The organism is Actinospineispora acaciae DSM 45401 (assembly GCF_000620785.1).
Lineage (GTDB): Bacteria > Actinomycetota > Actinomycetes > Mycobacteriales > Pseudonocardiaceae > Pseudonocardia > Pseudonocardia acaciae.
Genome location: NZ_JIAI01000019.1, coordinates 24173 through 42874 on the forward strand (window position 1 = coordinate 24173; position 18702 = coordinate 42874).

General features: G+C 72.1%; 20 protein-coding genes. 12 read left to right on the top strand and 8 right to left on the bottom strand.

Annotated features, from left to right (window positions below):
* Positions 1–5 precede the first annotated feature (5 nt).
* The 4 genes from pknB to N912_RS66205 all read left to right on the top strand — a co-directional run bounded on the left by pknB (position 6) and on the right by N912_RS66205 (position 3559).
* Positions 6–2018, top strand: coding sequence for a Stk1 family PASTA domain-containing Ser/Thr kinase (gene pknB, locus N912_RS0143105; protein ID WP_028927321.1), 2013 nt, complete (start codon positions 6–8; stop codon positions 2016–2018).
* A gap of 22 nt (positions 2019–2040) precedes the next feature.
* Positions 2041–2673, top strand: coding sequence for an aminodeoxychorismate/anthranilate synthase component II (locus N912_RS0143110; RefSeq protein ID WP_028927322.1), 633 nt, complete (start codon positions 2041–2043; stop codon positions 2671–2673).
* 85 nt (positions 2674–2758) lie between these two features.
* On the top strand, positions 2759–3043 hold the full coding sequence (crgA, locus tag N912_RS0143115; RefSeq protein WP_028927323.1) for a cell division protein CrgA: 285 nt from the start codon (positions 2759–2761) through the stop codon (positions 3041–3043).
* Positions 3044–3145: 102 nt separating this feature from the next.
* Positions 3146–3559: a PH domain-containing protein gene (locus N912_RS66205; protein ID WP_028927324.1), complete on the top strand. Its 414-nt coding sequence runs from the start codon at positions 3146–3148 to the stop codon at positions 3557–3559.
* Here N912_RS66205 and N912_RS58295 read toward each other — a convergent pair.
* The 3 genes from N912_RS58295 to N912_RS0143135 are packed head-to-tail and all read right to left on the bottom strand — an operon-like array spanning position 3556 to position 5842.
* Positions 3556–4452, bottom strand: coding sequence for a rhomboid family intramembrane serine protease (locus N912_RS58295; protein ID WP_342670904.1), 897 nt, complete (start codon positions 4450–4452; stop codon positions 3556–3558). The two genes, N912_RS66205 and N912_RS58295, sit on opposite strands and share 4 nt — an antisense overlap.
* Positions 4449–4976 carry a peptidylprolyl isomerase gene (locus N912_RS0143130; RefSeq protein ID WP_028927325.1) on the bottom strand — a complete coding sequence of 176 codons (528 nt, stop codon included), beginning with the start codon at positions 4974–4976 and terminating at the stop codon, positions 4449–4451. Before N912_RS0143130 ends, N912_RS58295 begins: the two co-directional genes overlap by 4 nt.
* A complete protein-coding gene (locus N912_RS0143135; RefSeq protein WP_245645876.1) occupies positions 4973–5842 on the bottom strand; it encodes an alpha/beta hydrolase in 870 nt (289 codons plus the stop codon). The genes N912_RS0143130 and N912_RS0143135 overlap by 4 nt, the downstream gene beginning before the upstream one ends.
* 254 nt (positions 5843–6096) lie before the next feature.
* On the opposite strand from N912_RS0143135, the gene N912_RS0143140 reads away from it, so the two are divergent.
* Together N912_RS0143140 and N912_RS58300 are read left to right on the top strand one after the other, a co-directional pair.
* On the top strand, positions 6097–6696 hold the full coding sequence (locus N912_RS0143140; protein ID WP_028927327.1) for a hypothetical protein: 600 nt from the start codon (positions 6097–6099) through the stop codon (positions 6694–6696).
* A gap of 124 nt (positions 6697–6820) precedes the next feature.
* Entirely contained in the window at positions 6821–8269 is a 1449-nt protein-coding gene (locus N912_RS58300) for a M20/M25/M40 family metallo-hydrolase (RefSeq protein WP_064745546.1), read from the top strand.
* Between the two features lie 85 nt (positions 8270–8354).
* On the opposite strand, the gene N912_RS0143150 is transcribed toward N912_RS58300, so the two are convergent.
* The 4 genes from N912_RS0143150 to N912_RS0143165 all read right to left on the bottom strand — a co-directional run bounded on the left by N912_RS0143150 (position 8355) and on the right by N912_RS0143165 (position 12715).
* The gene (locus tag N912_RS0143150; protein WP_028927328.1) at positions 8355–9131 is read right to left on the bottom strand and encodes a methylenetetrahydrofolate reductase; all 777 of its coding nucleotides are present in this window, start codon (positions 9129–9131) and stop codon (positions 8355–8357) included.
* 20 nt (positions 9132–9151) lie between these two features.
* Positions 9152–10723 carry a murein biosynthesis integral membrane protein MurJ gene (murJ, locus tag N912_RS0143155; RefSeq protein ID WP_028927329.1) on the bottom strand — a complete coding sequence of 524 codons (1572 nt, stop codon included), beginning with the start codon at positions 10721–10723 and terminating at the stop codon, positions 9152–9154.
* Complete coding sequence (locus tag N912_RS0143160) at positions 10720–11802, bottom strand: GNAT family N-acetyltransferase (protein WP_037069691.1); 1083 nt, start codon at positions 11800–11802, stop codon at positions 10720–10722. Before N912_RS0143160 ends, murJ begins: the two co-directional genes overlap by 4 nt.
* Before the next feature lie 91 nt (positions 11803–11893).
* Positions 11894–12715 carry a CPBP family intramembrane glutamic endopeptidase gene (locus tag N912_RS0143165; RefSeq protein ID WP_028927331.1) on the bottom strand — a complete coding sequence of 274 codons (822 nt, stop codon included), beginning with the start codon at positions 12713–12715 and terminating at the stop codon, positions 11894–11896.
* 49 nt (positions 12716–12764) lie between these two features.
* Between N912_RS0143165 and N912_RS0143170 the strand changes: the two genes are divergently transcribed.
* From N912_RS0143170 to N912_RS58310, 3 genes are all read left to right on the top strand, one after another.
* Positions 12765–13160, top strand: a complete 396-nt coding sequence (locus tag N912_RS0143170) for a hypothetical protein (protein WP_028927332.1) — start codon at positions 12765–12767, stop codon at positions 13158–13160.
* A gap of 30 nt (positions 13161–13190) precedes the next feature.
* A complete protein-coding gene (locus tag N912_RS58305; protein WP_245645878.1) occupies positions 13191–14480 on the top strand; it encodes an AGE family epimerase/isomerase in 1290 nt (429 codons plus the stop codon).
* A gap of 111 nt (positions 14481–14591) precedes the next feature.
* Complete coding sequence (locus tag N912_RS58310; protein WP_084211837.1) at positions 14592–15758, top strand: LCP family protein; 1167 nt, start codon at positions 14592–14594, stop codon at positions 15756–15758.
* Positions 15759–15800: 42 nt separating this feature from the next.
* On the opposite strand, the gene ku is transcribed toward N912_RS58310, so the two are convergent.
* Complete coding sequence (gene ku / locus N912_RS58315; protein WP_037069694.1) at positions 15801–16721, bottom strand: non-homologous end joining protein Ku; 921 nt, start codon at positions 16719–16721, stop codon at positions 15801–15803.
* 66 nt (positions 16722–16787) lie between these two features.
* On the opposite strand from ku, the gene ligD reads away from it, so the two are divergent.
* The 3 genes from ligD to N912_RS0143200 all read left to right on the top strand — a co-directional run bounded on the left by ligD (position 16788) and on the right by N912_RS0143200 (position 18688).
* Entirely contained in the window at positions 16788–17705 is a 918-nt protein-coding gene (gene ligD / locus N912_RS0143190; RefSeq protein ID WP_051581618.1) for a non-homologous end-joining DNA ligase, read from the top strand.
* Positions 17706–17819: 114 nt separating this feature from the next.
* On the top strand, positions 17820–18056 hold the full coding sequence (locus tag N912_RS0143195) for an antitoxin (RefSeq protein WP_028927334.1): 237 nt from the start codon (positions 17820–17822) through the stop codon (positions 18054–18056).
* Positions 18057–18121: 65 nt separating this feature from the next.
* Entirely contained in the window at positions 18122–18688 is a 567-nt protein-coding gene (locus N912_RS0143200; protein WP_028927335.1) for a putative glycolipid-binding domain-containing protein, read from the top strand.
* The last annotated feature ends 14 nt before the right edge of the window (positions 18689–18702 follow it).

Sequence of the window (18702 nt, forward strand, 5' to 3'; positions counted from 1 at the left end):
TTTCGATGACCACCCCGCGTTTGCTCTCCGAACGCTATGAGCTGGGCGACACGCTCGGCTACGGCGGCATGTCCGAGGTGCACCGGGGGCGTGATGTCCGTCTCGGCAGGGAGGTCGCGGTCAAGGTGCTGCGCGCCGACCTGGCCCGGGACCCCCAGTTCCAGCTCAGGTTCCGGCGCGAGGCGCAGAACGCCGCCGCGCTCAACCACCCGGCCATCGTCGCGGTCTACGACACCGGCGAGACCGAGAGCGAGTTCGGCGCGCTGCCCTACATCGTCATGGAGTACGTGGACGGGCAGACCCTGCGCGAGATCGTCAAGTCCGAGGGCCCGCTGACCCAGCAACGGGTCATCGAGGTGATGGCCGACGTCTGCGCGGCGTTGGACTTCAGCCATCGGCACGGCATCATCCACCGCGACGTGAAGCCGGCCAACGTCATGATCACGACCGGCGGTGCGGTCAAGGTGATGGACTTCGGCATCGCCCGCGCGCTGGCCGACGGCCAGAACATGACCCAGACCGCCGCGGTTATCGGCACCGCCCAGTACCTCTCGCCGGAGCAGGCCAGGGGCGAGGCGGTGGACGCCCGGTCGGACGTGTACGCCGCCGGCTGCGTGCTCTTCGAGCTGCTCACCGGCGAGCCGCCGTTCTCCGGCGACTCCCCGGTCGCGGTCGCCTACCAGCACGTCAGGGAGGATGTTCGGCAGCCCTCCGAGGTCAACGCCGACGTCGGCCCCGAGCTGGACGCCATCGTGCTCAAGGCGATGAGCAAGAACCCGGCCAACCGGTACCAGTCCGCCGCCGAGATGCGCTCGGACCTGGTGCGGGTGCTGCGCGGGCAGCGGCCGCTGGCGCCGCAGGTGATGAGCGAGGAGGAACGCACCTCGCTGATGACGGGCGCGGGCCCGACCGCGAGCCTGACCAGCGCCACCCGCCGGCTCACCTCGTCCACCAACCGGCACGCCGCCGCGCCGAGCTGGGCCACCGAGGACGCCCCCAAGCGCAGCACCGCCAAGGTGGTGGCCGTCGGGATCGGGGTGGCCGCGCTGCTCGCGGTGGTGGTGTTCGTGGCCACCCGGCTGTTCGGCGGGCCGCTCTCGCCCGAGCAGATAGAGGTGCCGGACGTGGCCAACCAGCAGCAGGAGGTGGCCCGCCAGGCGCTGAACGCGGCCGGGTTCAAGCCCACCATCCGCCAGGAGTCGTCGGGGAGCGTGCTGCCCAACCAGGCCACCCGCACCGACCCGCCGGCCGGCTCGAAGCTGGCCAAGGACAAGCCGATCACGCTGTACGTCAGCATCGGCCCGCCGCAGGCCACCGTGCCCGACCTGACCGGCCTGAGCCAGTCCGAGGCGAGCCAGCGGCTGGAGACGGTCGGGCTCAAGCTGGCCGCCGGCACCCCGAAGACCACCGGGACCACCGACCCGTCGCAGGTGGACAAGGTGGTCACCCAGGACCCGAAGGCCAGGACGACGGTCCCGGGCCAGTCCACCGTGAGCATCACGCTCGGGATCAAGCAGAACACCGTGCCCATGCCGGACGTGACCGGCCAGCGCGAGGATGACGCCTACTCGCGGCTCGAACAGCTCGGCTTCAGGGTGAGCGTCAGCCAGACCGACGGCCCCGGCGACCGGAACACGGTGATCCGCACCAACCCGGCCGCCGGCCAGCAGGTGGCGCCGAACTCCAGCGTCACCATCTACATCTCGCGCGGCAACCAGGCGCAGATGCCCAACCTGCGCGGCTATACGCAGGACGACGCCCGCAAGGAGCTCAAGCGGTCCGGGTTCGACGGTGACCTGCGGTTCAGCCAGCAGGACACCGACGATCCGAGCCAGAGCGGCACCGTGATCGGGCAGTCGGTCCGCCCTGGCGACGGCTTGGACCCGGACGGCAGCGTGACGTTGAACATCGGCCGGTACCGGGGCAGCACCAGCCCGAGCGGCCGGAGCAACAGCGGCCCGAGCAGCAGCACGCCGAGCACCCCGAACTTCCCGGGCAGCGGGCTGATCGGGAACTAGCTCGGTAGGGCATGCTGGACCAATGCGCGTGCTCGTGATCGACAACTACGACAGCTTCGTCTACAACCTGGTTCAGTACCTGGCCCAGCTGGGCGCCGAGACGACGGTGCGGCGCAACGACGCGGTGGACTGGGACGAGGTGGACGGGTCGGACGCGGTGCTGGTCAGCCCGGGCCCGAGCACCCCGGAGCGGGCCGGCTCGTCGATGGACGTGGTCCGCCGGTGCGCCGACCGGGGCGTTCCGGTGCTCGGGGTGTGCCTGGGCCACCAGGCCATCGGCGCGGTGTGGGGCGGCGTGGTCGAGCGCGCGCCCGAGCTGCTGCACGGCAAGACCTCGTCGGTGCTCCACGACGGGGTCGGCGTGCTGCGCGACCTGCCGAGCCCGTTCACCGCCACCCGGTACCACTCGCTGACCATCCGGCCGGACTCGATGTCCGCCGAGATCGAGGTGACCGCCCGTACCGAGTCCGGCGTGATCATGGGGCTGCGGCACCGCGAGCTGCCGGTCCAGGGCGTGCAGTTCCACCCCGAGTCGGTGCTCACCGAGGGCGGCCACCGGATGTTGGCCAACTGGATGGCCGACTGCGGACACCCGGTGCCCGAGCGACTGGTCGCCGACCTGACCGCCGAGGTGGCCGCGCTGGTCGAGGCCTGACCCGACTCGTCACGGAGCGGGAACGCACGCTGCGTTACCGTTGGGGCGTCCCCTGCCCGTTGTTCGAGGTCAGCCCGAGGTCGAGATGCCCAAGTCCAGAGTCCGCAAGAAGGCCGTCTACACGCCGCCGAAGGAAAAGCCGACGCCGCAGATGATCAAGGCGAGCGGCCCGTCGCACCCGGCCTACATCGGGGTGATGCTCGGGTTCATGGTGCTCGGCCTGGTCTGGCTGGTGACCAACTACCTGGCCGGCGACAAGCTCGGCTTCATGGTCGCGCTGGGCGGCGCGGGCAACGGCTTCAACTACAACTTCCTGGTCGGCTTCGGCCTGATCATCATCGGGCTGCTGATGACCATGAGGTGGCGCTGACGGTTTTCAGATCGACTGACATGTCCGTAACTACACGCGTGTAAGTCTTCCCCACTGGGGACAACTGCTGTGGATAACTCGGTCACGCCCGATTCGCCGGCTGTGGACAACTACGCGTGGTCGGCGCCGGTCGCTGTGCTCGTGGTGGGATGGCTGGCCGCCGCCTCGGCGCTGGCCTGGTGCGCGCTCGGTTCCGGCGACGCGCCCGGGCGGGTGCTCGCGGGGACGGCGGTGCTGGTGCTGGGCGGTGGCGCGCTGGTCGGCAGCATGGCGCGGCCCAGGCTGGCGGCGTCACGCTCCGGGGTACGGGTGCGCGGGCCGCTGCGGGGCGCGCAGTACGGCTGGTCGGAGGTCAGCCGGCTGCGGCTGGTGCACACCCGGCGGTTCGGTCGCGACGTACCGTCGTTGGAGCTCGAGGTGCACGACCAGCGGCTCTACGTGTTCGGTTGGCTTGACCTCGGCGCCGACCCGCGCGACGTTGCCGACATCCTGAGCACGCTGCGCGCGGCGAACTAAGCGAGGGCGGCGGCGCGCAGGCTCATCACGAGCAGCAGCAGGACCACCAGCGTGAGGGTGAGCGCGGCCTGCCACTGGTTCCGGCGGTGCGCCGGGGCGTAGACCATGGCGACGGTGGCGAGCCCGCCGGCGACCAGCCCGCCGATGTGCCCGGAGATCGAGATGCTGGGCACCACGAAGCTGATCACGATGTTCACCACGATCAGGGTGACGGCGGGCGCGGGTGAGTGCCGCAACCGGCGCAGCACCACCGCGAGCCCGCCCATCAGCCCGAACACCGCGCCGGACGCCCCGGCCACCGCCCCCCTCGGCTCGCTGAACACCATCGCCGCCGCCGAACCGCCGAGCAGCCCGACCAGGTACACGGCGAGGAACCGGACGCGCCCGAGCGCCAGCTCCAGGTCGCGCCCGATCACCCACAGCGCGAGCATGTTGAACCCGAGGTGCAGCAGCCCGAAGTGCAGGAACCCCGAGGTGACGATCCGCCACCACTCGCCGGCGGCGACCAGCAGGGGCAGCAGCGCCCAGTCCGCGAACAGCGGCGAGAGGTAGTTGTCCGGCACGCTGCCGGCCTCGATCACCGTCCACACGAAGACCAGGACGTTCACCGCGATCAGGCCGGGCACGATCAGCGGCCGTTCGGCCAGCGCGGCGCCGGCGATGGTCACCCCGGCGCGCGGGCGCGTCGCCGCCCGGTCCTGGCCGGCGCGCGCGAGGCAGTCCACGCACTGGAAGCCGACCGACGCCTCCCGCAGGCACTCCGGGCAGTACGGCCGCTCACACTGCTGGCAGAGCAGGCCGGTGGGCCGATCGGGGTGCCGGGTGCAGGTCGGCTGGCCGGGCGGTGGACCGGAGTACCCACCGCCCGAGGGCGGATGAGTCGGGTCGATCAGGGGACCTCGATCCGTTCGATCACCACGTCGGTCACCGGGCGGTCGGCCTGGCCGGTCGGGGTGCTCGCGATGGCGTCCACCACGGCGCGGGACTCGTCGTCGGCGACCTCGCCGAAGATGGTGTGCTTGCGGTTCAGGTGCGGGGTCGGGCCCACCGTGATGAAGAACTGCGAGCCGTTCGTGCCCGGCCCGGCGTTCGCCATGGCCAGCAGGTACGGCCGGTCGAAGCGCAGGTCGGGGTGGAACTCGTCCTCGAACTGGTAGCCGGGGCCACCGCGCCCGTCGCCCTGCGGGTCGCCGCCCTGGATCATGAATCCGGCGATCACCCGGTGGAACACCGAGCCGTCGTAGAACGGCCCGGAGCTGCCGCCCTGTGCGTTCGGCCGCGAGTAGTCCTTGGTGCCCTGGGCAAGCCCGACGAAGTTGGCCACCGTCTTCGGCGCGTGGTCCGGGAACAGCACCACCCGGATGTCGCCCAGCGAGGTGTGCAGGGTCGCGGTCTTGTCGTTACCTGGGTCAGTCACCCCGTCATCGTGCCATCGGTGTATTTCGAGAGGAACTCGGCCACCTCGGCCTCGTATCCTGGAGGGTCGGCGTTCCAGGCCGCGGTGTGCTCGGCGCCGGCCACCTCGCGGTAGCGCATCGGCCAGTCCAGCCCGTCGGCGATGGAGGTCAGCGCGCGGGCCGGACCCACCGGGACGGCGGTGTCGGCGTCGCCGTGGAACATCAGGGTGGGCGGGCGCACCGACGGCGGCTTGCGCACCATGTCGAACTGGTCGAAGTCGATCCCGATCCGCCACTTGGTGACCAGCGTGGCCAGCAGGGTCAGCGGCGAGGGCAGCCGGCGCGCGGCCGCCTGCAGGTGCAGCGTGGCGCGCCAGTCCAGCAGCGGGCTGTCCCACACCACCGCCCGCACCGACGCCACGTCCTCGGCCCATGTCGGGGAGGCGTCGTGCGCCCGGTCCAGGTACGTCGAGGTGATCGCCGCCCCCATCGACCAGCCGTAGAGCACCAGCCCGGACGCGCCGTTGCGGCGCGCGTACTCCGCCGCCGAGGCCAGGTCCAGCCACTCGGTGTCGCCAAGGTGGTAGTGGCCGTCCGGGCTGGCCGGCGCGCCGAGGTCGTTGCGATAGGTGATGGCCAGCACCGGGAAGCCCAGCCGGTGCAGGGTGGGCAGGATCCGCAGGCACTCCCTGCGGTCGACGCCCCGGCCGTGCACGGCTATTACCCAGGTCTTGCCGGGCGCCGGCCCGGACGCCGGGACGAACCAGGCCGGGCAGTCGCCGAGCGGGGTCGCGACCCATACTGTGCGCCACTCCAGCCCCAGTCCGCCGGGGTCGTCGGGCAGGCCGGCGGTCACCACGTGCTCGGAATATTCAATCTCGCCCACGGGCCGGAGCAAGATGCTTGAGTAGTACCAACCGGCGATCCAGCCGGCACCCAACAACCCCATTAGTACGAATAACAACAGCACGCGCTTTTGCCTCCGGTCTCGGCGTCGCAACCGGACCGTTACGCCACCGATATGGGTGAACTCAAGTGAATACACAACTTGGCCCACATCGCATCCATCGACGCCTCGTTGTCAGGGCAAAGCCTAGACCGTTGATCATGTGACCCTCCTCGGAAGGGAGAGCACTCCCCATGAGCAAGAGCACCAGGCGAGTCCTTCGGGCATCGCTCGCGGTGGCGGGCATGGCCGTGTTGTGCGCCTCGTTCGTCGGCACCGCGTCGGCGGCTCCGATCGACGGGGTGTCGGGCGCGAAGGACTCGGCCGACAGCAAGGCGGCGACCCCCAAGCCGAACCTGAACAGCAACCTGCTGGAGGACAGCAAGCTGGTCAGCATCGACATTCCGAAGCTCGAGCCTGCGTCGTACGACATGTCGAGCCTGCACGTCAGGCACGCCTCCAGCCCCGGTGACAACGAGGACGAGGACAACCTCTGCCACGGCACCGGCGGCGAGCAGAAGCTGCCCGGCAAGAACGGGAAGTTCCAGCACCCGTGCCAGACCAGCGGCAACCACATCGGCGGCAGCGGGCACCTCAACGACATCCCGTTCGAGGTGCCGATCTCGGCGGAGCTCCCCGACGCCGACGACCAGACCGGCGATGCGGTGCAGGGCGGTGACCCGGCGGCCAAGCTGACCGACCCGGGCGCGCTGGGCAAGCAGCTCGGCAAGGTCCCCCAGGGCGACAGCCTGACCCACCTCGAGGGCAAGCACATCGCCGTCACGCCCACGTAAGACCGGCCGATCTTTCGGCGCGCGCCGAACCACGCGCCCCGAGCGCCCCGGCTCCCCGAATCCGGTGCGGCGCACGGGGCGCGTGGTTCGTTCGTTTCAGGGCTTTCCGTGGTGAAGTAAGAGGATGTTCGGACGGATCCTTGTCGCGGCCGGGCTGAGCGCGACGGTCCTGGCGGCCACGCTGCTGGTCACGGCCGCGTCGGCGCCGGCGGAGTCGATCGACAGCTCCGAGCTGCGGGTCGCGCTCACCGTGCCCCGGATCCGCGAGCACCTGGACGAGCTGCAGCGGATCGCGGCGGCCAACCGGGGCACCAGGGCGATGGGCACGCCCGGCTACGCGGCCTCCGTCGACTACGTGCGCCGGCGGATGACCGCCGCCGGCTACCAGGTCAGCACCCAGCGGTTCGAGGTGCCGTACTTCGCCGAGACGGCAATGCCCGAGCTGACCCTTCGCCGGGCCTACGCGGCCGTCACCGAGGTCCGCACCATGAAGTTCTCCGGCTCCGGCGACGTCACCGCCCCGGTGCACGGCGTCGGCCTGAAGCTGCCGCCCTCGCCAGCCCCGAGCGCCGCCAGCGGCTGCGCACCGGCCGACTTCACCGGGATGCCCCGCGGCTCGGTGGCGTTGATGCAGCGCGGCACCTGCCCGTTCGGCCAGAAGGCGCGCAACGCCCAGGCCGCCGGCGCGGCCGCCGCCGTGATCATGAACGAGGGCCAGCCGGGGCGGACCGACCCGATCAGCGGCACCCTGGAGCGCCCGGGGATGGCGATCCCCGTGCTGTCGGTGAGCTACCAGGTCGGCGCCGAGCTGGCCGGGGCCGGCGATGCACCGGTGCACCTGGTGACCCACACGGTGTCCGAGCACCGGCAGACCGAGAACGTGATCGCCGAAGGCCGGAGCGGGCGGACCGACCGGGTGGTGATGGTCGGCGCGCACCTGGACTCGGTGCCGGAGGGGCCGGGGATCAACGACGACGGCTCCGGCACGGCCACCCTGCTGGCCATGGCCGAGCAGCTGGCCCGGCTCGGCGATGTCCCGCGCAACCGGGTCAGGTTCGCGTTCTGGGGCGCCGAGGAGCTGGGGCTGCTGGGCTCGGAGCACTACGTCGACCAGCTCGGCCCGGAGCAGCGGGCGGACATCGCGGCGTACCTGAACTTCGACATGCTCGGTTCGCCGAACTTCGCGCGGCTGGTCTACTCGCGTTCGGTGCCGGAGGAGGGCGGCCAGGCGCCGCCCGGCTCGGACGCGGTGACCAGGCTGTTCACCGAGTACTTCGGCACCAGGCGCCAGCCGGTGCAGCTCATCGGGTTCGACGGCCGCAGCGATTACGCGCCGTTCGCGGAGGTCGGCGTCCCGGTCGGCGGGGTGTTCTCCGGTGCCGAGGAGGCCAAGACGCCCGAGCAGGCCGCCCAGTTCGGCGGCGTGGCCGGCCGGGCGCTGGACGGCTGCTACCACCAGGCCTGCGACACCATCGACAACCTCAACGACCAGGCGCTCGACCAGCTCGGCGACGCCGCCGCGCACGCCGTGTTCACCCTGCTCCACACCGTGGCGAACCCCCGCTTCCGATAGAACGATCTATCGAGCGCTAGAACGATCTATCTACCGCGATTGCGATTGCGCCGCCAGCTCAGGGCCGGCGGCGTTCATCCGCTCGCTAGAGCTCGCGCTCCAGCCTGGCCGCGACCTGGCGGAACCGGCTGACCGGCACCAGGTGCACGCCGGCGAACGCGCCGGTCTCCCGAACCGCCAGGATCTGCTCGCAGGCCGCCTCCACCCCGGCGGCCGGGTCGGCGTCCACCCTGCGCACCAGCTCGTCCGGGATGTCGATGTCCGGGATCGCCGACGCCAGCCGCTTGGCCATGCCCACGCTGGCCAGCACCATCACCCCGACGTACACCGGCGCGTCCGTCGGGTTCGCCTCCCGCCACCGCAGCAGCGCCGGGATCGAATAGCTGACCTGGGCGAACACGAAGTCCGCCGACCGCTTCCAGTCCGGCAGCGGGCGGCGCAGCCCGGCGGCGACGCCGATCTGGAACGGCTCGGTGCCGGCGAACATCGGGTCCTCGGTGGCGCCCCTGGCCGCCTCGATCATGGTCTGGACGGTCAGGTGACTGGTCCGTCCGCCCGCGCTCGGGGCGTCGCCGTGCACGAACAGGAACTGGTCCACGCCGTACGCGGCGGCGGTGAGCAGGTCGCGGCGGAACCCGAGCAGGTTGCGGTCCCGCGAGTTGACGCAGGCGATGCTGCGCCCGCCCATGGCCTGCACCTCGTGCGCGACGGCGATGGACGAGACGGTGGCCCGCCCGATGTGGTTGTCCGGAATGAGGAACGCGTCGGCGACCGGGGCCAGCACGCCGATCTGATGGCGTGCGTGCCGCAGGTCGGGCTTGGTCGGAGGCTCGATCTCGCAGATCAGCCGAAAGCCGCTCATACCGTCGAGCCTAGAACGGGTCAGGCCCTCCTGGGTCCCCATGCTCGTCGAAGCACCAGGCCGTACACCCCCACCGCGAGCGCCCCGCCGCCGAGGAGCACGGCGAGGATCCCCAGCCGGTTGCCGTGGCCGTAGGTCTCCTGCAGCCACCAGGTCGCGGCGCCGACCGGGGCCATCGCGGCGGCGGCCAGCAGGGTGGCGCGCAGCGCGTGGCCGTCCACGAACCGCTCCGGTCGGGTGATCCGGCGGATCCGGGTCAGCACCATCGCGCCGGCCACCAGCTCGCCGACCAGGATGGCCGCCACCAGCCACACCAGCCGCGCGGCGCCGGGGGGCACCAACAGCGCGGCGGCGCCGAGCAGCAGCGTCACCGCCAGCGTCACCCGGCTGGCCGTGCGGGGCACCCGGTCCTCCAGGCGGGCGTAGAGCGCCTGGTTGCCCAGGTCGCTCAGGCCGGTCACCAGCTGGGCGGCGGCCACCACGGCCAGGCAGGCGGCGAGCGGGCCGACCAGCGCGGAGTGTTCGAGCCGGCCGTTGGCCAGGACGGTGGCGGTCGGCCCGGCGAGGATGGCCAGCATCACCAGCGGCGGCAGGCCGGCGGTCAGCGCGTAGGCCAGCGCCTGGCGCCACATCGCGCCGAACATCCCCATGTCCCGCCGGTGCGCCGCCTCGGACAGCCGGGGCAGCGAGGCCATCGACACCGCCCGGGCGCTGAGGTAGGACAGCGCGAACAACACCGAGGTGGACATCTGCACCACGAACACCCCGCCGGGCACCGAGGCGGCAATGGCCAGCAGCGCGTACAGCGCCACCGAGGGCAGCGTGGCGACGCCGACCGCGCCGCTCAGCCGGCGGGTCACCGCCAGCGCGTCCGGGTCCCGCCGCCACCGGGCCGAGGGCCGGGCGAGCAGGCCCACCCGCGCCGCGCCGAACAGCTGCAGCGCCGCGTGCAGCCCCACGCCGACGGTGCTGCCCACCCCGAGCACGAGCAGCATGCCCAGCGGCACCCGGTCGATCTCCATGCCGGTGCCGTAGCGCCAGCCGGCCAGCAGCACGGCCCCGATGAGGATCACGTTCTCCACCGCCGGCGCGGCGGCCGACAGCGCGAACCGGTCCCTGGCGCGCTGCGCGGACAGCCCCAGGTAGGCCACGCAGTTCAGCGGTATCTGCGGTGCCACCAGGACGACCAGCAGCATGCTCACCCACCAGCCCAGGGAGCGCTCGCCCGGGTCGGGGATGCCTCGGGTCAGCGTCCAGGCCAGCACCGGTGCGGCGACCACCAGCAGCGCGCTGATCGCCGCCGAGACGGCGACCACCCAGCCCGTCACCCGGCCGAGCACCTCCCGCGCCCTGGCCGGCCCGCCGTCGCTGAGTGCCCCGACCAGGCCGGGCACCACCACCATGGCCAGCACCGGCCCCGCCACCAGGGAGAACACCAGGCCCGGCACGGTGTTGGCCGCCTGGAAGCAGTTGGCGAACCAGGTGGGTCCGAACACCGCGCCGATCACCACCACGCGCAGCAGGCCGGTCGCCCTGCTGACCAGCGTCCAGCCGGCCAGGACCACCGAGTTGCGCGCGGTGCCGCCCGTCACCGGTGGGGCAGCCGCGCCACCGCCCCGATCACCGCCCGCTTGGCGAGCGCGCGGCAGCGCTGCTGCGCGGCCATGGTGGGCACTATCGGTTCGAACGTGTAGGTGGTGACCGGCTCCTCGTGCGCGCCGAAGGTCGCCTTGAACCGGCGCAGGTCCTCGGAGTTCGACAGCCCGAAGTCGTAGCTGCGCCGCCCCTGCGCGCAGGCCGCCTCGATGGCGTGCCGGTGCAGCAGCTCGTTCGCGCCGGTGCCCCGGCAGAGCCGCTTGTCCATCGCGCCCCGCCAGTAGGTGACCCGATCGCCCGCGCTCAGGACCATGATCGCGGCGATCGGCTGTCCGTCCCGGCGGGCCAGCCACACCGTGCAGTGCTGGTCCAGCACCCGGGGGACCGTGTCGAACATCCGCCGGGGGTGGGAGCGGGCGAACCGCATCCGCATCAGCGGCGCGGGAAGGCCCCTGTCGCGTGCCCACCTGTCCACAGATTTGCCGAACAGCTCGTAGAAGGTGGGGATCAGCCGGCCGGTGCTGTCCGACTCGACGCTCACCCCGCGCCGCTCGGCCTTGCGCGCGTTGGACCGGACCTTGCCGCTGAACGCCGCCGACCACACCTTGTCGAACCCGCCGTCGAGGTCGAGCACCTGCGAGGTGCGCGGGTCGGCGTACACCCCGCCGGGCACCGCCTCCCGCCACGCCCTGGCGTCATCGCGGCCCACCACGATCCGGGCGCGCACCCCCGAGCGCCGGTGCACCTCGCGCACCAGCGCCCGCAGCTCCTCGCCGTCCGGCTCGCCGCCCTCGGCCAGAAAGCCGCTGGCGTCCGCGCCCAGGTTCCAGTTGTTCGGCGGCGAGGCGAACATGCCCGGCACCGGCGCCGCCACCCTCGGCAGCACGAACCGCCGGCCGTCGTCACCCCGCAACAGCAGGCTGGCGTCGGTGAACCTGTCGCAACCGCACACGCAGTCGACCCACTCCGGCATCTTCGACAGGGCGACGCCCGGGTTCTGGTCGACCAGCTCGCGCCAGGCGGGCCGCACGGCGGTCCCCTCTTCCTCGACGACCACGCCATACGTCGGTGACATACCCATCCGACCGGGCCCCTCACGGGATCGACTGCATCTCGGCCAGCCGGCCACCATAGGTGTCGGTTGTGGACGCCGGCCGGTCAGGGGCTCAGGGCAGCCAGGACAGCCGGCCGGCGAGCAGGGCGTAGCCCACGAACGCGACGATGTCGAGCAGGGCGTGCGCGCCCACCAGCGGCCACAGCCGCCCGGTGCGCTGCCAGAACCGGCCGAACACCGCGCCCATCACCAGGTTCCCCACCGCGCCGCCGGCCCCCTGGTAGAGGTGGTAGCAGCCGCGCACGAACGCCGACAGCGCGGCCGAGCGGTTCTCCGACCACCCCAGCCGCCGCAGCCGGCTCAGCAGGTACCCGGTGAGCAGCACCTCCTCGGCCCACGCGTTGCCGACCGCCGAGGCGATCAGCACCGGCAGCCGCCACCAGGTCTCGGTCAGCGTGCTCGGCTGCACCGTGAGGTTGACCCCGGCCGCCCGGCTGGCCAGGTACAGCCCGAGCCCCGGCACGCCGATCAGCAGCGCCAGCCCGACCGCCCGCGCCGCGTCCCGCCCCGGCTGTTCGCGGTCGAGGCCGATGTCCGCGACCGTCATCCCGGCCCGGACCAGCAGGTACACCCCGAGCGCCCCCCAGCCGACCAGCTGGATCACCGAGGACAGCTGCAGCGCGAGGTCGACGTACTGGTTGAGCGCGGCCGGGGCGTTGAGTGCGACGTGCTGCTTGGACAGCGGCTCGGGCCGCAGCAGCGACTGGACCAGCGACAGCCCGCTGCGCAGCCCGGACAGCGCGAGCGTGATGGAGAAGACCACCCACAGCTCGGCGCGCATCAGCCGTCGTTCCCGGTGCGGCAGCTCGGGCGGTTCGAACGGCCGGGCCGGTGCCAACCAGCGGCGCACCCAGCCGCCCGCCTCGCCCGTCACGCCGAGGCACGCTACCTGGAGCGTTGTTCGAGGGGGTTACCCTGGGCTGGTGCGCCGGTTCGCGTTCACCCCCCGTTGGATCGCCTGGCATGTGCTGATGGTGGTCGCGGTGGTGAGCTGTGTGTGGCTGGGCGACTGGCAGTGGGTGCGCTCGCAGGTCACCGGTTCGATGCAGAACCTGGCGTACGCGCTGCAGTGGCCGTTGTTCGCGGTGTTCTTCGCGGTGATGTGGTGGCGGATGATGCGCCTGGAGTCCCGCCGGCTGGACGAGGAGGAGGCCGAGGCCGCCGAGCCCACGCCGACCGAGGAGGAGCCGCCCGCCGCCCCCGCCCTCGCCACGCCGGCCGCCGCGCCGGAGGACGACGACGAGGACCCGGAGCTGGCCGCGTACAACAGGATGCTCGCCCAGCTCGCGGCCCAGGACGCCCAGGAAGCCCGGCGCTAGCGCTACTGTTCGACAGTTCGGTAATCGGAGGTGGATGTGCCCGGAGCGCGGCTCGGTGCGGCGCCCGGTGACCGGCCGGGGCAGGCGCACTGGTTGGCCGCCGAGACGGAGCGGCTGCTCGAGTTCGCGGAGGGGTCCTGGCACCCGCTCGGCGGGTTCGGGCGCCAGGACGACTGCGGCAAGCGGGTGATCACCGCGCCCGTCGAGCTCTGGCTGACCGGCCGGATGACGCACGTCTACGCGCTCGGCGAGCTGCTCGGTTACCCCGGCAGCGCGGAGTTGGCCGAGCACGGGCTGGCGGCGCTGCACGGGCTGATGCGCGACGAGGAGCACGGCGGCTGGTACCCGGAGGTGGCCTGGGGCGGCCCCGCCAACACCGACAAGCCGTTCTACCAACACGCGTTCGTCCTGCTGGCCGCCGCGAGTGGCACGCTGGCCGGGCTGCCGCACGCCCGCGAGCTGCTGGACTCCGCGCTGGCACTGGTCGACGAGCGGTTCTGGTCCGAGGCCGAGGGCATGGTGATCGAGACCTGGGACCGGGGCTTCACCACCGCCGAGCCGTACCGGGGCGTGAACGCCACCATGCACGGCGTGGAGGCCTTCCTGGCCGCCGCGGACGCGCTGGACGCCGGTGGGGACGCCGCCGGTGGCGAGCTGTGGCGGCGGCGCGCGCTGCGGATGACCGAGCGGGTGGTCACCGGGTTCGCCGCACCGCACGGATGGCGCATCCCCGAGCACTACGACGAACGCTGGCACCCGCTGCCGGACTACAACATCGACCACCCGGACCACCCGTTCCGCCCGTACGGCTCGACGGTCGGGCACGGCCTGGAGTGGTCCCGGCTGTGCCTGCACCTGCACGCCGCGCTCGGCGCGAGCGCACCGGACTGGCTGGTCGAGGACGCGCGCGGGCTGTTCGACACGGCGGTGCGGGACGGCTGGGCGGTGGACGGCGCGGACGGTTTCGTCTACACGGTGGACTGGGACGGCAAGCCGGTGGTGCGCCAGCGGATGCACTGGGTGCTGGCCGAGGCGGTGTGCACGGCGGCCACCCTGTACGCGGTGAGCGGGGACGAGGAGTACCGGCGGCGCTACCAGGCCTGGTGGGACTACGCCGAGACGTACCTGGTCGACCGCGAGTGCGGCTCCTGGCACCACGAGCTGGACGGCCACAACCGCCCGGCCGCGACGGTCTGGCCGGGCAAGTCGGACGCCTACCACGCCGTGCAGGCCACCCTGCTGCCCCGGCTGCCGTTGCGCGGCTCGGTGGCGCGCGCGGTGTCCGACGCGCTGGCCGCCGGCGAGATCGCGCCGCTGTGACCGGCCCGCGCGCCTGACGTACCAGTCACAGTTTGGGCACCATCGCAACCTGACGCCGACGGCGTACGTCTTTACCTTCGAGGGCGCGTCAACGTGTGAGGGGTGTCGGCGATGAACCGTGGCGATGGCGGGCCCAGGCCTTGGGGCCGGCCTCCGCCGCCGCCGGGTCGTCCACCGCCGCCTCCGCCGCCCCGGTACCCGTACGCCCCTCGGCAGCCCCCCGGCCCGCCGAGGCGCCCGCCGCCCGCGCAGCAGGGCTGGCAGCGCGGGGGCGTCATCCCGCCGGGGCAGCAGGGTCCGCCCCGGACGCCGCCGCAGCGCCCGGTCCGACCGGTCCGCCGAGCGCGGTGGGGCCGGCGGCTGCTCACCTTCCTGCTGGCGCTCGTGCTGGTGCTGATCGGCGTCGGCGGCTACCTGGACACCAGGCTGACCCGCACCGCCGCGCTGACCGGCTACTCCGGCCGCCCGGTGAGCAAGGGCACCAACTGGCTGATCGTGGGCTCGGACAGCCGCGCCGACCTCACCGAGCAGCAGGAACAGGCGCTGGCCACCGGCAACGCGTCCGGCGCGCGCACCGACACGATCATGTTGCTGCACACCGGCAGCTCGGGCACCACTTTGATCAGCTTGCCGCGCGACTCGCTGGTCTCGATCCCCGGCAAGGGCAAGAACAAGCTCAACGCCGCGTTCGCCTTCGGCGGCCCCAAGCTGCTCACCCAGACCGTGGAGCAGGCCACCGGGCTGCGCATCGACCACTACGCCGAGATCGGCTTCGAAGGCTTCGTCAAGGTGGTCGACGCGGTGGGCGGTGTCGACATGTGCATCCCCGAGGCCATGAAGGACCCGCTGGCCGGCCTGAACGTCAAGGCCGGCTGCCAGAAGCTGGACGGCCAGACCGCACTCGGCTACGTCCGCAGCCGAGCCACCCCCCGCGCCGACCTGGACCGCATCGAGCACCAGCGCCAGTTCCTGTCCGCGCTGATGAAACAGGTGGTCAACCCGCTGACCCTGCTCAACCCGTTCCGCGTGTTCGGCCTGACCCAAGCCATGCCCGGCGCGGTCACCGTAGGCGCCGAAGACCACGTCTGGCACCTCGCCGGCCTGGCCCTCGCCATGCGCGAGCTCTCCGGAGGCGGCGGCATCACCACCACCGCCCCCATAGCCGGCCTGGGCCAGGTCAACGGCACCTCCGTGGTCCGCTGGGACACCACCCGCGCCAAAGCCCTCTTCAACGCGCTGGCCCAGGACCAGTCCGTCCCCAAGTCCGCCCTCGGCTAGCCCGCGAGTCGGGGATTTTGTCAGGGTGAGTCGCGGATTCGGTCAGCCCGCGCGGCGCCCTCGGCGGGGCTTGCCGGTGTCCGCCTCGGAGTCCGACTTCTTGGAAGACTTCGACTTCGAGGACTTCGACGACTTGCCGGACGAGCCGCGCTGGCTCGGCACCGGCGGCGTGCCGGACGCCTCCTTGGCGGCCTCCACGCTCTGCTGCAGCGCGGTGAGCAAGTCGGTCATGCTGTCCGCGCCGTCCCCACCGGCCGCCGCCGGTGCGGGTGCCGGCCGCGCGTCCCCCTCGGCACGCTTGCGCTCGATCAGCTCCTCCACGGCCGTCAGGTAGTCGTCGGAGAACCGCGTCGGGTCGAACTCCGCACCCAGGCTGTCCACCAGCGAGGCCGCCATCTGCATCTCCTGGGTGCGCAGTTCCACCTCGGCGTCCAGGATCTCGAACTCCGGCTCGCGCACCTCGTCGGGCCAGAGCATGGTCTGCAGCACGATCACGTTGTCCCGCACCCGCAGCAGCGCCAGCGTCTCCCGCTGCCGCAGCGACACCTTGACCACCGCCATCCGGTCGGTCTGCCGCAGCGCCTCGCGCAACAGCGCGTACGGCTTGACCGCCTTGGTCTCCGGCTCCAGGTAGTAGCTCTTCTCGAACAGCAGCGGGTCCACCTGGTCGGCCGGCACGAACTCCACGACCTCGATCTCGCGGCTGCCCGAGGCCGGCAGCGACTCCAGGTCGCCCTCGTCCAGCGTGATCAGCTGGCCGTCCTCCGTCTCGTACCCCTTCACGATGTCCGCGTAGTCGACCTCGTTGCCGCAGACGGTGCAGAACCGCTTGTACCGGATCCGACCCCCGTCCACCCCGTGTACCTGATGGAACCGGATGTCGTGGCTGGCCGTTGCCGAGTACAGCTTGACCGGAACGCTCACCAGGCCGAACGACACGGCGCCGCTCCACATCGCGCGCATGCCGGGCTCCTCCCCCTGGACAGCCGCTTCAGCGGTCTCTGGTGACAGCATGATGGTGTGGACCCCATGCTCGCCACCCCCGGACCGCTTCCGATCGGTCCGGAGTGGTGCTACGAGGTGAAGTGGGACGGCATGCGGCTGCTCGCCGACGTGACGGCCGACCGGCTGCGCCTGACCAGCCGCACCGGCCGGGACATGACCGCGCACTTCCCCGAGCTGGCCGAGCTGGCCACCGTGGCCCCCGACGCGCTGCTGGACGGCGAGGTGGTGCTCCTCACCGGCGGGGCGCCGTCGTTCACCGCGCTGGCCGACAGGTTCCACCGGGTGCCCACCGCCGCCGAGGTGGCCGCCCGCCCCGCCGTGTACATGGCCTTCGACCTGCTGCGGCTCTACGGGGTGTCGCTGCTGGACCGCCCGCTGGAGGAGCGGCGGGCCACCCTGGAGCGCCTGGAGCTGGCGGAGCTGGCCAGGGTCCGGCTGTCCCCGGTGTACGACGACGGCGCCGCGCTGCTCACCGCCACCGTCGAGCAGGGCCTTGAGGGCGTGGTGGCCAAGCGACGCGACTCGGTGTACCGGGACGGCCAGCGCAGCCGTTCCTGGATCAAGGTCGCGCACCGGCGCACCCAGGACTGCCTGGTCGGCGGCTGGCGCCCGGAGCGCACCCACCCGTCCCGGATCGGCGGCCTGCTGCTCGGGGTTCCCGACGCCGACGGATCGCTGCTCTTCGCCGGCAGGGTCGGCTCCGGGGTGGGCGGCGACGCGACCCAGCGTGCGCTGCGCGAGCAGCTGGAGGGCCTCGCGCTGGAGCAACCGCCGTTCGCCGAGGAGCTGCCCCGGTTGGACGCGGCGGGCGCCCGCTGGTGCGAACCGAGGCTGGTGGTCGAGGTCAGCCACACCGGCTGGACCGAGGGGCACCGGCTGCGCCATCCGGTGCTGCGCGGGCTCCGGCCGGACGTAGATCCGGGTACCGTCACCCGAACCTGAGCCGATTTCACCCTATTGTGTGAGCCGTTCACCTCTCGTGCCGGTTTGAGGCAGTGCGTTGTGGAGCAGTCGCGACCACTATGGCTGCCGACCGCACGATCAAGGGAGGGCGCTGTGGACTTCCAGTCCCTGGTGAGCAAGGCGAAAGACCTGCTCGGCAAGCACGACGACAAGGTCGACAAGGCGATCGACAAGGCCGGCGACGCGGCCAAGAAGAAGTTCCAGGGTCACGACGAGCAGATCGACAAGGTGACCCAGGCGGGCAAGGACTACGACTTCAGCGGCGGGCAGCAACAACAGCAGCAACAGCCGCCCCCGCCCCAGCAGCCGCCCCCGCCGGAGTCGCGCTGAGTCGCCCTAACGGACCTGCCGAGTAGGTCGGGCGCGCTCCGGCTACCGTGACGCGGGTGACCGCGATGTTGAGCTGGCAGGGCGACGGCGGCAGAGCCCTGGAGAGCGCCCGGGTGCTGCTCGGTGGTGGTGGGATCCGTGCCCTGGGCCGGATGGTCAGGGCGCCGCTGGACGCCCCGGCGTTCACCGCCTCCTACCGGTTGTTCGTGGACGAGGACGGCGTGCTCGCCCGGCTGTCGGTGACCAGCGCGACGGCCGAGCGGGAGCGCAACCTGACGCTGAACCACACCGAGGACGGCTACTGGCTGCTGGACACCGGCTCCGGCGGCTCGCGGGCGGAGTTCGACGGCGCCCTGGACGTGGACCTGCAGTACAGCCCGCTCTACAACACGCTGCCGATCCGCCGCCTCGGCCTGCACCGGGAGAGCCTCGACCACGAGCTGCCGATGGTGTTCGTGTCGCTGCCCACCCTGGAGGTGGAGGTGACCGAGCAGCGCTACCGCACGGTCTCCACCCTGGACGCCGACGGCCGCTCGGTAGTCAACTTCAGCGCCGGCACGTTCGTAGCCGACATCACCGTCGACTCCGACGCCCTAGTCCTCGACTACCCCGGCATCGCCACCCGCATCTAGCCCACCGCCCGTAC

Excerpts from the sequence above, each read along its gene's own strand:
- ku (WP_037069694.1), bottom strand. The coding sequence starts at position 16,721 with ATGCGCGCGATGTGGAGCGGCGCCGTGTCGTTCGGCCTGGTGAGCGTT.
- N912_RS0143140 (WP_028927327.1), top strand. The coding sequence starts at position 6,097 with ATGAGCAAGAGCACCAGGCGAGTCCTTCGGGCATCGCTCGCGGTGGCG.
- N912_RS58310 (WP_084211837.1), top strand. The coding sequence starts at position 14,592 with ATGAACCGTGGCGATGGCGGGCCCAGGCCTTGGGGCCGGCCTCCGCCG.
- N912_RS58300 (WP_064745546.1), top strand. The coding sequence starts at position 6,821 with ATGTTCGGACGGATCCTTGTCGCGGCCGGGCTGAGCGCGACGGTCCTG.
- N912_RS0143160 (WP_037069691.1), bottom strand. The coding sequence starts at position 11,802 with ATGTCACCGACGTATGGCGTGGTCGTCGAGGAAGAGGGGACCGCCGTG.
- ligD (WP_051581618.1), top strand. The coding sequence starts at position 16,788 with ATGCTCGCCACCCCCGGACCGCTTCCGATCGGTCCGGAGTGGTGCTAC.
- N912_RS0143200 (WP_028927335.1), top strand. The coding sequence starts at position 18,122 with ATGTTGAGCTGGCAGGGCGACGGCGGCAGAGCCCTGGAGAGCGCCCGG.
- crgA (WP_028927323.1), top strand. The coding sequence starts at position 2,759 with ATGCCCAAGTCCAGAGTCCGCAAGAAGGCCGTCTACACGCCGCCGAAG.
- pknB (WP_028927321.1), top strand. The coding sequence starts at position 6 with ATGACCACCCCGCGTTTGCTCTCCGAACGCTATGAGCTGGGCGACACG.
- N912_RS0143110 (WP_028927322.1), top strand. The coding sequence starts at position 2,041 with ATGCGCGTGCTCGTGATCGACAACTACGACAGCTTCGTCTACAACCTG.
- N912_RS0143150 (WP_028927328.1), bottom strand. The coding sequence starts at position 9,131 with ATGAGCGGCTTTCGGCTGATCTGCGAGATCGAGCCTCCGACCAAGCCC.